The 14,133-nt window shown below is 35.0% G+C and carries 15 protein-coding genes; 8 read left to right on the top strand and 7 right to left on the bottom strand.

Going from position 1 to position 14,133, the window contains the following annotated elements; genetic code table 11:
- Positions 1 to 153: 153 nt before the first annotated feature.
- Together NHF50_RS07125 and NHF50_RS07130 are read right to left on the bottom strand one after the other, a co-directional pair.
- Complete coding sequence (locus tag NHF50_RS07125; RefSeq protein ID WP_109569053.1) at positions 154 to 663, bottom strand: acyl-CoA thioesterase; 510 nt, start codon at positions 661 to 663, stop codon at positions 154 to 156.
- 101 nt (positions 664 to 764) lie between these two features.
- Entirely contained in the window at positions 765 to 1,751 is a 987-nt protein-coding gene (locus NHF50_RS07130; protein WP_252775506.1) for an SPOR domain-containing protein, read from the bottom strand.
- A gap of 152 nt (positions 1,752 to 1,903) precedes the next feature.
- On the opposite strand from NHF50_RS07130, the gene NHF50_RS07135 reads away from it, so the two are divergent.
- The gene (locus NHF50_RS07135) at positions 1,904 to 2,335 is read left to right on the top strand and encodes a c-type cytochrome (protein ID WP_252775507.1); all 432 of its coding nucleotides are present in this window, start codon (positions 1,904 to 1,906) and stop codon (positions 2,333 to 2,335) included.
- On the opposite strand, the gene NHF50_RS07140 is transcribed toward NHF50_RS07135, so the two are convergent.
- Together NHF50_RS07140 and NHF50_RS07145 are read right to left on the bottom strand one after the other, a co-directional pair.
- On the bottom strand, positions 2,332 to 3,021 hold the full coding sequence (locus tag NHF50_RS07140; protein ID WP_252775508.1) for a response regulator transcription factor: 690 nt from the start codon (positions 3,019 to 3,021) through the stop codon (positions 2,332 to 2,334). The two genes, NHF50_RS07135 and NHF50_RS07140, sit on opposite strands and share 4 nt — an antisense overlap.
- Entirely contained in the window at positions 3,014 to 4,285 is a 1,272-nt protein-coding gene (locus NHF50_RS07145; RefSeq protein ID WP_252775509.1) for a sensor histidine kinase KdpD, read from the bottom strand. Before NHF50_RS07145 ends, NHF50_RS07140 begins: the two co-directional genes overlap by 8 nt.
- 113 nt (positions 4,286 to 4,398) lie before the next feature.
- Between NHF50_RS07145 and NHF50_RS07150 the strand changes: the two genes are divergently transcribed.
- From NHF50_RS07150 to NHF50_RS07180, 7 genes are all read left to right on the top strand, one after another.
- Positions 4,399 to 4,875 (top strand): DUF1573 domain-containing protein, encoded by a 477-nt coding sequence (locus NHF50_RS07150; RefSeq protein ID WP_109569058.1) that lies wholly within the window; start codon positions 4,399 to 4,401, stop codon positions 4,873 to 4,875.
- 64 nt (positions 4,876 to 4,939) lie between these two features.
- Positions 4,940 to 5,413 carry a methylated-DNA--[protein]-cysteine S-methyltransferase gene (locus NHF50_RS07155; protein ID WP_109569059.1) on the top strand — a complete coding sequence of 158 codons (474 nt, stop codon included), beginning with the start codon at positions 4,940 to 4,942 and terminating at the stop codon, positions 5,411 to 5,413.
- Between the two features lie 81 nt (positions 5,414 to 5,494).
- Positions 5,495 to 6,652 (top strand): serine hydrolase, encoded by a 1,158-nt coding sequence (locus NHF50_RS07160; protein ID WP_252775510.1) that lies wholly within the window; start codon positions 5,495 to 5,497, stop codon positions 6,650 to 6,652.
- Between the two features lie 25 nt (positions 6,653 to 6,677).
- Positions 6,678 to 7,391, top strand: a complete 714-nt coding sequence (locus NHF50_RS07165) for a 3'-5' exonuclease (protein WP_252775511.1) — start codon at positions 6,678 to 6,680, stop codon at positions 7,389 to 7,391.
- Positions 7,392 to 7,458: 67 nt separating this feature from the next.
- Positions 7,459 to 8,898 (top strand): nucleoside recognition domain-containing protein, encoded by a 1,440-nt coding sequence (locus NHF50_RS07170; RefSeq protein WP_252775512.1) that lies wholly within the window; start codon positions 7,459 to 7,461, stop codon positions 8,896 to 8,898.
- Positions 8,899 to 8,944: 46 nt separating this feature from the next.
- Positions 8,945 to 9,496 (top strand): transposase, encoded by a 552-nt coding sequence (locus NHF50_RS07175; protein WP_252775513.1) that lies wholly within the window; start codon positions 8,945 to 8,947, stop codon positions 9,494 to 9,496.
- A 238-nt stretch (positions 9,497 to 9,734) separates the two neighbouring features.
- The gene (locus NHF50_RS07180) at positions 9,735 to 11,339 is read left to right on the top strand and encodes a fumarate hydratase (RefSeq protein ID WP_252775514.1); all 1,605 of its coding nucleotides are present in this window, start codon (positions 9,735 to 9,737) and stop codon (positions 11,337 to 11,339) included.
- 68 nt (positions 11,340 to 11,407) lie between these two features.
- Here the strand turns inward: NHF50_RS07180 and NHF50_RS07185 are convergent, their stop codons facing one another.
- The 3 genes from NHF50_RS07185 to NHF50_RS07195 all read right to left on the bottom strand — a co-directional run bounded on the left by NHF50_RS07185 (position 11,408) and on the right by NHF50_RS07195 (position 14,104).
- Entirely contained in the window at positions 11,408 to 12,121 is a 714-nt protein-coding gene (locus NHF50_RS07185) for a hypothetical protein (RefSeq protein ID WP_252775515.1), read from the bottom strand.
- 24 nt (positions 12,122 to 12,145) lie between these two features.
- Positions 12,146 to 13,309, bottom strand: a complete 1,164-nt coding sequence (locus tag NHF50_RS07190; RefSeq protein WP_109569064.1) for a class I SAM-dependent rRNA methyltransferase — start codon at positions 13,307 to 13,309, stop codon at positions 12,146 to 12,148.
- Between the two features lie 135 nt (positions 13,310 to 13,444).
- Positions 13,445 to 14,104: a CoA transferase subunit B gene (locus NHF50_RS07195; protein WP_252775516.1), complete on the bottom strand. Its 660-nt coding sequence runs from the start codon at positions 14,102 to 14,104 to the stop codon at positions 13,445 to 13,447.
- Positions 14,105 to 14,133: the final 29 nt, after the last annotated feature.

Consider the following 14,133-nt stretch of genomic DNA (forward strand, 5'->3'; position numbering starts at 1 on the left):
TATCGAGTTTCCAGGTTCTGGAAGTTTTTCCTTTTTAGCACAGCACCAATTTTGATTGTTTTTTTACATGGCTATTGGTGATGCCTTTCTTTTTAAAGATAGATGATTTAGAACCTGAAAATTTATGTTTTGCTCCTCTGTAATGTTATGGAATTAAGCAAACAAAGCTTTTAATTCAGTTGCATCCTGAGGCTTCATTTTACCGGATAAAATTAAACTAAGTTGTTTTCGTCTCAAAGCAGCTTCAAAGCGTTGTTTCTCTAATTCCGTTTCAGGCTCTATTGCCGGAATAGAAACAGGATTTCCATCATCATCAAGAGCAACAAAAGTATAAATAGCTTCATTAGCTTTTATTCTGCTGCCTGATTTGCGGTCTTCACACCAAACGTCAATAAAGATTTCCAATGATGTATTAAATGCGCGTGACACTTTAGCCTCTACAGAAACAATACTTCCGGACGGAATAGGGGAGTTAAATGCGACATGATTTACAGATGCCGTAACACATTCTCTGCCGGAATGACGGCTGGCAGTGATACTGGCTGCTCTGTCCATACGGGCTAAGAGTTCTCCGCCAAACATATTGTTAAACGGATTAGTTTCTCCCGGCAGCACCAGATCTGTTAGAATAGTAACGGAATCCGAAGGGTGTTTAGGTTTCATAGTTTTTTTGACAAAGATAAAAAATGGTAGCGACTTTATGAGGAAATAAAAAAGACAAGGTCAATAACCTTGTCTTTCTGTAAAAATATTGGGATAGAATATTATTCAATAAATAACCAAGCCTCTGCATTGACTTCTTTTTGAAGTTTAACTTTTTCTGCTTCGGCTTCTTCTAAAGTTTTATAGCTACCGTAGGTAACAGGAATTAAATCATATTTATTGCGATTTAATTTATTAGGCTGGAAACCTTGTTCTTGTAATAGCCTTACAGCTTTGTCTGCATTTTCTTCACTTCTGAACGCTCCCGCAATTAAATGGTAAGGCATTTTTTCTTCAGCTACCGGTAACGAAACGGATAGTTCGGGTACATCAATAACAAAAGTGGCTTCCTGAATCTTTTTTTGAACTTCTTCCTGAACTTGTTTTTGAACGATCAGAGTTTTAGTTGCTATTTGTTGGTCATAATACATTTTATAGCCGTATGTTCCCATAGCAGCAAGTAAGGCTATTGATGCAACAGCATATCTGGCGAAACCGAAATTTCTTTTAGTTGCGACCGGTTCAAAAGGTATTACTTTTGTATCTTCTTCCTCTTCCTTAACTAGTGTGGTACTTGTCTCTATTTTTTCAAAAATAGGCTGTTCTTCGATGGATTTAAGAACTTCGCGCTTAATTTCAGGAGAAATAAAACTGGTTAATCCAAAAGAAGAAGTTAAGTAATTCACAGAATCAATAGGAGTAAAAATCCAATTCAATTCTTCACCGTTTACACTAATATTTCCGATATTAGGAAAAGAAACACTATTGCGTTGCTGTAATTCAGCAATCCAAGAATTCGCTTTTTGAGTTAATAACGCAACAGCTTTTTCAAACGTGATTTTTTCCCGTTGTGCAATATGATTGGCCAATAAGCCATCATTGTTTTTAATATTCGGATTAAAAGAGATTATTTTTCTGGGCGGAAGAAAAGTAGCAGCACTACCGTTAACCTGAGCCGATACAATTTCTGTAACAAATGCACCGAACCCGGGTATCGTAACGCATTGATAGCGATACAGTAAATCAGATATATGTTTTTCAATCATCATAAATACAAAATTAAGGAAACAATACGCTCTTCAAAATTTTATCAACAAATTTTATTAACAATCCTAAAAAATGCAGATTGTGTGACAAAAGTCACCTTTTATTTTACTAAATCATATTACTTTTGAGTGTTAGTTTGCAAATACAAAACAAAATGAAAAAAGTTAAATTAAGTTTCGCTGCTTTAGCTGTTCTTGCACTGGTTAGTTGTGGCGATAAAAAAGAAGCAGAGCCATTTGGCAAAGCAACGGAAGAGCCTGTTGCTACCGAAACAACAACTGAAACGGTATCAGAACCAGTCACGGAATCCAATACGTTAGCAGATCAGGGAAAAGAAATTTTTGAAGGAAAAGGAACTTGCGTTTCGTGCCATCAGCCTTCAACAAAGGTTATCGGACCAAGTTTAAAGGATATATCAGCGACCTACAAAGCTAAAGACGCCAGTATTGTTACTTTCTTAAAAGGAGAAGCAGATCCGTTGGTCGATCCGACGCAATTTGAAGTGATGAAAGCTAATTTTGCTATTACGAAACAAATGACCGATGAGGAGTTACAGTCTTTAGAAGCCTATATTAAAAGTTTTTAATAATCATCTATAACCATTTTAAAGCCCACGCGTGGAATATTTTCAATCCTAACGTGGGTTTCTTCTTTAAAGATCTTTCGTAATCTGGAAATAAAAACATCTAAACTTCTGCCCGAAAAATAATCATCTGTTCCCCATAAAGAGGTTAATATCTTTTCACGCTTCAGAACGGTATTCGGGTTGTCTAAAAAGAATTTCAGCAAAGCGGCTTCTCTTTCCGTTAAGGTAATTTCTTTATCGGACAGTGACAACAAATAATTTTCCGGCTCAAAAGTGAAATGCCCGAAAGTGTAAGCCTTAGGTGCCTTATCGTTGTATTTTTGACTACGGTTTAAGAAAATTTCAATTTTTAAAATCAGCTCTTCAATAGAATAGGGTTTCACTAAATAATCATCAGCACCTAGCCTTAGCCCTTTAATACGATCTTCCTTCATAGTCTTTGCCGATAAAAATATGATCGGAATATCGGCATTGCGTTTTCGTATTTCAGTAGCCAGTTCAAAACCATCCATTTCAGGAAGCATAATATCACAAACACATAAATCAAAATCTTCCCGACAAAAAAGATCAAATGCTTTTTTTCCGGTATTACAATGAACAACATCAAAGTGTTGTTCCAGATTATCAGCTGTTAAAAAAGCCAGTGTTTCATCGTCTTCTACATACAAGATTTTCTTTTTATCCATTGCTGATATTTTTAAGAGGTATTTTTATTTCAATGCACAATCCGGATTCTGAATTTTTGGCCGTAATATGCCAATGGTGTAATTCACAAATCTTTTTTACATAAGCCAGACCTATCCCGAAACCTTCTACTTCTTCATTGTCTTTGCGATTTACGCGATAAAATTTATCAAAAATAAAAGGCAGATCTTCTTTAGGAATCCCCGGTCCGTTGTCACAAATAATTAATTTTAAATATTTGGATTCACTTTGTGCTGCAATTGAAATTTCTGGTGTATCATTTCCATATTTAACAGCATTATCAGCTAAATTAAAAAGTAAATTGTAAAAGTGAAAAGCATCAGCAAATATTTCGATGTTTATGGTGTCTTTAAACACAAAGGAAACTTCTTTATGATGTTTTAAGCTGATGTTTTCTTTAATGAGATCTAAGGTTTTTTCCAGATCTACCCAACTCTTTTGTAATTGGATTTGATTGCTGTCGGCTTTAGCTAAAGATAAGATTTGTTCAATATGTTGGTTTAATTTATTGCTTTGATCAATAATGATTTGAATATAACGGCTTAATTTTTTGTTGCTTGAAATTTCTTTTTGTGAATTCGCGTAGTTTGAAGCAATAAGAATGGAAGACAACGGTGTTTTGAACTCGTGCGTCATGTTGTTGATAAAGTCATTTTGTAAAGCTGTGTAATGTTTTTGCTTTAGTAGCAATATAACGGAATAAACATAGATAACTAAAACAACGATCAGAACAAAAGTAAATATCCAGTATTGTTTTAGATCATTCGCGTAGGTCTGCTTTAGTTTCGGAAAGCGGATAGCAAAATAATAAATGAGCTCATTCTTTTTTGTGAAGCAATTTTCACATTTTTTTTGCGGCTTACCGTTGGCAGAAATATAATTCCCATATACCATATCATCCGTTGCACAGTTGTAAATGGCATATTCAAAATCCTGATCGAGCTTTACTTTATTGAATTCCGTTCTCAGATAATGTTCCAGAATGTTGTTTTCAAAAACATCATCAACATTAACAATATAATAGTTGTCAGATACTTTTTTGATCTGATTGGTAATAGGGAGGTTCGATTGATTGTCATTATAGATCTTCTGAACTACATCCTGTAAAGCAAAATGAATTCTTTGATCGAGTTCCTTTCTTTCAAAGTTGTAAGCCTGACTTAACAAAAAGAGTTGCATTATAATAACCCCTATAATAGCCAGTAGCCCTATGAAGATTACGATATTTAGTTTATTTACTTTCATTTTTACCCTGTTAACAAGTCGTTAACAATCATTACGGTTTGGTTAACAACAAAACTACCATTTGTTTTTTTAAATTTGTGAAACAAAATTAATAATAACTAAAAATTGTAAATATGAAAGCTTTAAAATTATCTTTAGTGGCTTTATTTGTTTCAGCATTATCATTTGCTCAAACACCGGCTACAGCAAAAAAAATGACAGTTCAACAAAAGCCTGCTATGGCAGCAGCAGCTAAAGCAACAAAACAGTCTGACTTGAAATGGGATAACGATACTCATGATTTTGGTGAAATTGAAAAAGGGAAACCGGTTTCTTATGAGTTTACATTTACGAATACTTCGAAACAAACGATTTTAGTAACGAATGTAAAACCATCTTGTGGTTGTACTGCAACTAACTACACTAAAACTCCGGTTAAACCAGGAGAAAAAGGTTCTGTTACAGCTACTTATAATGCAGCTCACCCAGGAAATTTCCACAAAACAGTTACTGTTACAACTAATGAAGAAGGTGCTGCTCCTAAAGTGTTAATCATAAAAGGAACAGTTCAAAAACCTGAAACAGAAGAAAAATCAATCTTATTAAAGTAATAAAAACAACTTTTTTATATCTTTACAGTGAACCACCTTATATTTAAGGTGGTTTTTTTATTTTATGGAGACAGCTTATTTTTATACACCTTTAGGGATAACTAAAATAATTGGAGATGAACATGGCATCACGGAAATTTCAATTGGGCATGATGATGTAGCTCCTACTGGACATATTCCTCAAATCTTAGAAAAAGCAGTTGTAGAAATGGAACAGTATTTTAAAGGTATTCGGAAAGATTTTACCTTTAAACTTAATCCGCAAGGAACTGAATTTCAACAAAAGGTATGGACAGAGTTGTTAAAAGTTCCCTTTGGAAAGACACTTTCTTATTTAGAACTATCAAAACGTTTGGGAGATGTAAAAGCAATCAGAGCCGTGGCTGCAGCAAACGGAAAAAACCCACTATGGATTGTAATTCCTTGTCACAGGATAATCGGTTCAAACGGTTCACTTACCGGTTATGCCGGCGGACTTTGGCGTAAACAATGGTTGTTAGAACATGAACAGGAAGAAAAACAACAAACACTCTTCTGAATTCTTTGTTTTAATCTGTTTAAAATAAATCAAAAAATTAGTACATTCGTGTATTAGTGGTCTTTTAAACTTTTTTAAAACATGAAATTTCTCAATAAACTTACCAAGTGGGCTATTATCCCGATACTATTTCTGGTACTGTTAATGTATATCTTTAATGTTGATTACTTGTTACGAGCGGTTCGAACAGTTTATTTTAACGGACACGATACAGCCTTTTTAGATGATTACCATTATTTTCCGAATCGGGAAGTTAAAAAAGGAGCAGCGCAGCCTTGGGCAATTGCTAAAGATTACAATTCCGTTCCGGCAACAAAAATTTTAGAAAACACGCATAAAGAATTACAAACGGTTGCCTATATGATCATTAAAAACGATAGTATCTGGCATGAAAGTTATTATGACGGTTATGGAAAGGATTCAAAATCCAATTCATTTTCAATGGCTAAAAGTATTGTAACATTAGCTTTAGGAAAAGCCATAATGGAAGGAAAGATTACTGGTTTGGATCAAAAAGTAGTTGACTTTTTTCCTGAGTTAAAGGGCGAATATGCTAAAGATGTAACGGTAGGAGATTTATCATCAATGGCTTCCGGGTTAAGTTGGGACGAACATTATTACAGTCCGTTTTCTATTGTAACCCGTGCTTATTTTGACGATGAATTAAAGAATGTTATTTTAGGATTAGAAGTTAGTGAGAAACCGGGTCAATCATTCAAATATTTAAGCGGAGCGACGGAATTGCTGGCCATGTGTGTTGAAAAAGCCACCGGAGAATACCTTTCAGATTATGTGTCTAAAGAGTTTTGGCAACCGTTAGGAGCAGAGAACGATGCACTTTGGCAATTGGATCATGAAGGAGACGGAATCGAAAAAGCATATTGTTGTTTTGCCAGTAATGCCCGTGATTTTGCTCGCTTCGGAAAGTTGATGAAACAAGACGGAAAATGGAACGGACAGCAATTACTGGATTCGGCTTTTGTACAAAAATGTATAACACCTCGTTTCCCGGAAAGTCCGCAATATGGTTATGGCTGGTGGATGCATACGATCAATGGTAAAAAACTGTATTATATGCGCGGTCATTTAGGGCAATTTGTTATTGTAATACCGGAAGACGACTTAATTATTGTGCGTTTAGGGCATATAAAAGGAGTGCAAACAGAAACAGATCCGCATAGTGATGATCTGTATGTGTATGTAGATGAAGCTTATGAAATGTTAGCACAACGGAAATAATTGAACTTTCACAACTATAAAAATTATGCTCGAAAAAATTCAACTTAATAATATTTTGTTTCTCGATATTGAGACTGTTCCTCAATATGATTCCTACATGGGAATGGATGAAGAAACGCAAAAATTGTGGGAACAAAAAACACAATACCAACGTCGTGATGAGGTTACAGCAGAAGATTTTTATGAACGTGCGGGAATCTGGGCTGAATTCGGAAAGATCATCTGTATCTCTGTGGGGTACTTTACAAACAAAGGAGATATTCGTAATTTTAGAGTAACTAGTTTCTGGGGAGAAGAACCTAAGATTTTACAGGATTTTGCTAACTTGCTGAACAATCATTTTGGCTCGGCTGCTCATGTTATGTGCGGACATAATGTTAAGGAATTTGATATTCCTTTCATTGCAAGGCGAATGATCATTCACGGAATTGCTTTGCCGGATAAATTAAATTTATTCGGAAAAAAACCATGGGAAGTTCTACATTTAGACACACTGGAATTGTGGAAATTTGGTGATTTTAAACATTTTACATCACTGAAATTACTGACCAAAGTTTTAGGTGTTCCGTCACCCAAAGACGATATCGATGGTAGTGAAGTAGCTCGGGTATACTATATAGAAAAAGATATTGATCGTATTATAACCTATTGTGAAAAAGACGTGATTGCCGTAGCTCAGGTCTTTCTTCGTTTTCGTAGAGAAGATTTATTGATTGAAGAGGAAATTACGCATGTATAATAAAATTGTTATTGGAATTGATTTTTGACATTGCTATTGAATTCATACTTTTACAAAAATTCAATTTATGGTTTTAAGCAGATTTTGGCTCGTTATATTCGTTTGTTCCATTACATTTATTATTGCAGGATTATTTACCAATCAATATTATTCCATTGATTATGTATTGAACGGAAAACAAGGCGAAGCCCTTTTAATTGGTGAAAAATATCTAAACGAAGTTCCGAAATTTGTACAAGACAGTTTACAAGTATCAAAAAGCAAAGAGTTTGTTTTAAATAAAGTTACCACAGATGCAGACACTACTTATGTTTACAACAAACAAACTGTAAAAATCTACAGTGGTAAACAACAGGCAGATGGTTTGTTACCCATGGCCAAAAGTAGTTTGTTGGATCTGATTATTCCGTTAATTGCTTATTTAGCCTTTTTTTGCGGCATCATGGAATTACTAATTATTTCAGGAGCTTCCGAAAAATTAGCTGGCTATTTGAGTCCGGCATTTGCCAAAATTTTCCCTTCGATTCCTAAAAATCATGAGTCCATTTCATACATGACGTTGAATTTTGCAGCTAACTTTTTAGGACTTGATTCTGCGGCCACACCATTTGGTTTAAAAGCCATGGAAAAACTACAAGAGATAAATCCCGATAAAGACAAAGCCAGTGATGCACAAATTATGTTTATGTGTTTGCACGCAGCCGGGTTAACATTAATTCCGACATCCATTATTGGCTATCGCGCTGCTGAAAATGCTGCTAATCCGGCCGATGTAATGTTGCCTTGTATCATTACGTCTTTCGTGGGGACGATTGCGGCTTTTATTTTGGTTGGAATAAGACAACGTATTAATTTCAAAAGCGCTTCTCTGATTGCCGGTTTAATGGCTTTGATTGGGGCAATTGTTGGATTGTTGTTTTATGTAAACACATTAGATTTAATTGGTAAAAATTATTTTACGGCCAATTTATCTGGTGTTTTATTGTTGGTAATTATTGGTTTTACCTTGGTTTTTTCATTTGTAAACGAAAAGAAGTTTATTGAAAAGAATACTAATTTGTTCGACACTTTTGTGGTAGGTGCTAACAATGGTTTAAAAACAGGCGCTATGATTTTTCCTTATGTGATGGGAATGTTAGTAGCGATTTCTTTGTTTAGAAATAGCGGTTTATTTGAATTGATAAGTTACGGAATTGCTTTTGTTTTCTCGCATTTAGGTGTTCATAAAGAAATTATCGATTCGTTACCGGTTGCCATGTTGCGTCCGTTTGCATCGAGTGGTTCGCGCGGATTTATGATTGATGCTATGCGTGTTTATGGTCCCGATTCTTTTGCGGGTCGTTTGAGTTGTATTTTTCAATGTAGTGCCGAAACCACGTTTTATGTCATTGCGGTTTATTTTGGCTCAGTGAATATCAAGGATACGCGTTACACGCTTTGGATGATGTTACTGGTTGATTTGATTTGTGTGTTGACAGCCATTTTTGTGGCAAGTTGGTTTTTTTGATTTCCTGCAAGGTTTCCTGAACCTTGTAGGTATGTAACTTGAGAAGATGAAATTAGAAACATTACAAAAAGAGAAGTTTTATCATATCTACAACAGAGGAATTAATAGTACTGCTATTTTTGTTTCTAACGAAAACAAGTCTTATTTCTTAAAGCTAATGGCTAAACATTTAAAAGATAAAGCTGCCATTTACGCTTATTGCTTGATGGATAATCATTTCCACTTTGTGATTCAGGTTGTTGAAGATGAAAAAATAGTGACTCAAGCTTTTTCTAATCTTTTTAATGCTTATGCGAAAGCCTTTAACAAGCAACAAAACAGAACGGGAAGTTTGTTTGAAAAACATTTTAAAAGGATAAAGCTCAATTCGGAAGAATACTTGAAAAATGTAATTGTTTATGTTCATTTAAATCCAACAAGTCATTTGAACATAGATTTTAAAAGATTTCCTTTTTCATCGTATCAATCAGTTTTAGCGCATGAAGAAACGCTGGTTGCTAAAGATGAGGTTTTAACGTTCTTTATCGATGTTGAAAATTATATTTTTTGTCACGATGCAAAACAAAAAGTATTAGAAAATAAATTCTTGTTAGAATAACATACCAACAAGGTCTGTCCCGACCTTGCAGGTATGAAACCAAATAGAACTTTTGGTTAGAATTCATATCGTTTTTCATAGCCCCGATAGAGCCAAGCACCGTGTGCAGGCGAAAGCGGGATGATTGTCGATTGGTAAACCCAATATGTGCTTCTAAAAAACATATACCAAATAACCACACAAAACTTTTTCTCAAAAATATAGAATCCTTAACTTTACGCAACAAAACACAAACACAATGGATTTTATATATCAAGAGCCGTTTCCTATTGAAAAGGACGATACGCAATACAAAAAAATTACTTCAGATTACGTTACTGTTGAAAAATTAGGTGATCGCGAAATTTTAGTGGTTGACCCCAAAGGATTAGAGCTTTTAGCAGAAGAAGCAATGACTGATGTTTCGTTTATGCTTCGTACCAAACACTTGAAAAGTTTACAAAACATTTTAGACGATCCGGAAGCAACGGATAACGATCGTTTTGTGGCGTACAATTTATTAGAAAACGCTTCGGTTGCGGTTGAAGGTCAGTTGCCGTCATGTCAAGATACCGGAACAGCAATTGTTGTGGGTAAAAAAGGAGAAAGTGTGTACACCGGAACGGATGATGCCGAATGGTTGTCGAAAGGTATTTTTAATACGTACCAAAAGAAAAATTTACGCTATTCTCAAATTGTGCCTATCAGTATGTTTGAAGAGAAAAACTCAGGTTCAAACTTACCGGCTCAAATTGATATTTATACTAAAAAAGGAGCTTCGTACGAATTTTTGTTTTTGGCAAAAGGCGGAGGTTCTGCCAATAAAACATTTTTGTACCAACAAACCAAATCGTTGTTGAACGAGAAAACCTTAACAGAATTTGTAAAAACTAAAATCAAAGATTTAGGAACATCGGCTTGTCCGCCGTACCACTTGGCTTTGGTTATTGGAGGAACTTCTGCTGAGGCGACTTTAGCTGCGGTTAAGAAAGCATCTGCCGGATATTATGATAATTTACCAACTTCCGGAAACATGGGAGGTCAAGCTTTCCGTGATTTAGAATGGGAAGAAAAAGTAAAACAAATTTGTCACGAAAGCGGAATTGGTGCGCAGTTTGGTGGTAAATATTTTGTGCATGACGTTCGTGTCATTCGTTTGCCGCGTCACGCTGCTTCTTGTCCGGTTGGGTTGGGCGTTTCGTGTTCTGCCGATAGAAATATCAAAGCAAAAATTAATAAAGATGGTATTTTCTTAGAGCAATTGGAAACCAATCCAAGACAATTTATGCCGGAAGTTGCGCCACATTTGGAAGAACCTGTAAAAATTGATTTGGATAGACCAATGCAAGATATTTTAGCCGAGTTGACTAAATATCCGGTTAAAACACGTTTGAAATTAAATGGAACGGTAATTGTTGCTCGTGATATTGCGCATGCTAAGATTAAAGAAATGCTGGATGCGGGTCAACCTATGCCAGAGTATTTCAAAAACCATCCGGTTTATTATGCCGGCCCTGCTAAAACTCCGGAAGGAATGCCATCGGGAAGTTTTGGACCCACAACTGCCGGACGTATGGATGTGTATGTAGAGGAGTTCCAAAAACACGGTGGAAGTATGGTGATGTTAGCCAAAGGAAACCGTTCGAAACAAGTTTCGGATGCGTGTACAAAATATGGCGGATTTTATTTGGGTTCAATAGGTGGACCAGCAGCTATTTTAGCTAAAGAAAACATCTTGAATGTTGAGGTGGTTGATTTCCCGGAATTAGGAATGGAAGCAGTTCGTAAAATTACAGTAAAAGATTTCCCTGCATTCATTATTACAGACGATAAAGGAAATGACTTCTTTGCTGATTTGAAATAATTTTTTCAGAAGAAAGAAGAAAGAAACAAGAATAAAAGAAAACCTGTTAGTGAAAGCTAGCAGGTTTTTTAATATCCATTTACAAAGACATCAAAGCACTCGAGGGTATTTAAATTAACTTTTAATTTAAAGTAGCAATGACCTCCATCATTAGTGTTTGATATGTAATATTTAAAAAGGTTTTTTGCAATTCCTGAACATGCGCAGTTTACCCAAACTTGAACTTCTCCTTTTTCGTTAAGTGTTGCAATACATTGTTTGGAATAGTTATTAGTGTGCTTCATTCCATCAAAATATTTTGTTTCATTCATACAGTGAGGGAATATTGAATCAATTTTAAGTAAATCATTTTCGGTTAAATCATAAGGGATAGAATTTTCTTCAAAAGGATAAGCTCCTTTTGTTTTATTAAAGGTAAATACTGTATAGGTAGGGAACTTTTTGAAATCAATTTTTGGTTTTAAACTAATCTGTGAGTTTATGATTTCATATTTCATAAATTCCTTATTGGACTCTATAAAATTATTTTTTATTGTTCCATTAAAATCAAAATCTCCAAAGCAAAATAGTTTATCATCTACTAATTTGTAATTTCCTTCTAATATTTTATTATTGATTGAGTCAAATTCATATTTTATTTTAAAAATATAAGTACTATCACTATACAAACGAATCGTTTCATTATTGTGAAATCCATTAATTTCAGCTTCCAAAATTAATTTTTTAGGATTTTTACATCCCCAAAAAATAATTATTGTAGTAAGTAATAATATATATCTCATTTTAATGAATAGATTGAATATAAACTATTCCACATACAAAACCAATCCTTTCAAATAATGTCCTTCCGGATGATAGATATTCGTTGGGTGATCCGGTCCTTGTGACAATTTGTGTAATACCCGAATGGTTCTTCCGGTTTCAATGGCTGCAGCTGCAATGGTGTTGTAGAACAATACATCGTCAATGACTTGCGAACACGAAAATGTAAATAAGATTCCTTTGGGCGCTAATGCTTTTAATCCGGCAATGTTTAAGCGTTTGTAAGCTTGTGTTGCAGTATGTTTGCTTTTAATACTTTTGGCGAAAGCCGGCGGATCTAACACAATGACATCATAAATCTGGTGGTTTTCTTTCATGAAATTGAATACATCATCAGCAACCGCTTTATGATTGGCTCCCGGAAAGTTCAATTCCATATTTTGAGCGGCTAAATCAACTGCTTTTTGTGAAATATCTACTGAAGTTACCAATTCAGCTCCGGCACTCATGGCGTAAATAGAAAAACCTCCGGTATAACAAAAGGTGTTCAATACTTTTTTGCCTTTCGAAAATTCGCTTAATAGTTTTCGGTTATCACGCTGATCCAAGAAGAAACCTGTTTTTTGACCTTCTACCCAATTCACGTGAAATTGAATGTTGTTTTCTTTGGCTACAGTGCTTTCTTGGGCTCCGAATAAGAAATAATCTGTTCCGGTATTCGGTAAAGTTCCCGAGCTTTTGCAATAAATGGTTTCGCAATTATCTGAAAAATTAGCTTGAATAGCGGCTGCTATTTTTTCCATTTCCTGAAAAATCCCGGAAGAATGCGCTTGAATAACCCAACAATTATTGTAAAAATCAATAATTAATCCGGGAATGCCATCGCCTTCACCGTGAATAACACGAAAAGCATTGGTTACTTCCAAATCCAACAAGCGAGTTCGTAATTCCCAAGCCGATTGTAGTTTTTCTGCCCAAAAGTTTTCGGTATATTTTTCGTTTCCAAAAGTCAATAATCGAACAACGATACTTCCTCTGTCGCTGTAGAAACCAGTTCCTAAATGTTTTTGGTTACTATCTACAACATCTACTAATTGACCGTCAGTTAGTTCTTCGGTAACGCCATAAACAGCACCACTAAATACCCAAGGATGTCTTCTTAATATTGATTTTTCTTTGCCTGATTTTAAAATTACTTTTGGATTCATTGTTTAAATATGTCAATTTGATAATTGAAAAAAACCTACAAGGTTTAAATTACTTGTAGGCTGTTTTATTTTCTTGTCCTTTCAAACATAATGTGATTTCTCTTCACTACGTTCATCGAAATGACATAATGTTTTTTAGTCTAAAACCATTTCAGGAATTTCACCTTCTACGATTAGTGTTCCTTCAGTTGCTTTTTGAATTTCTTCTACAGAAACACCCGGAGCTCTTTCTAAAAGTTTGAATCCTTGTGGCGTTACTTCAACAACGGCTAATTCGGTTACGATTTTTTTCACGCAACCCACACCTGTTAATGGTAAAGAGCAACGTTTTAATAATTTCGATTCACCGGCTTTATTCACGTGCATCATGGCAACGATGATATTTTCGGCAGAAGCGACTAAATCCATAGCGCCCCCCATTCCTTTTACCATTTTACCCGGAATTTTCCAGTTGGCAATATCTCCGTTTTCGGCTACTTCCATAGCCCCTAAAATAGTTAAATCTACTTTTTGAGAACGAATCATTCCGAAACTGAAAGCAGAATCAAAGAAACTAGCTCCCGGTAATGTAGTAATGGTTTGTTTTCCGGCATTGATGATGTCAGCATCTTCTTCGCCTTCATAAGGAAAAGGTCCCATGCCTAAAACACCATTTTCCGACTGAAATTCTACGGCAATATCTTCACGAACAAAGTTGGCTACCAAAGTTGGAATTCCAATTCCTAGATTTACGTAGTAACCGTCTTTTACTTCTTTAGCAATTCGTTTTGCAATTTGATTTTTATCTAAAGCCATTTTAATTTGATGATTTGGTAATTTGACAA

Origin of the sequence: Flavobacterium sp. NRK F10, assembly GCF_024054235.1 — a bacterium.
Lineage (GTDB): Bacteria > Bacteroidota > Bacteroidia > Flavobacteriales > Flavobacteriaceae > Flavobacterium > Flavobacterium sediminis.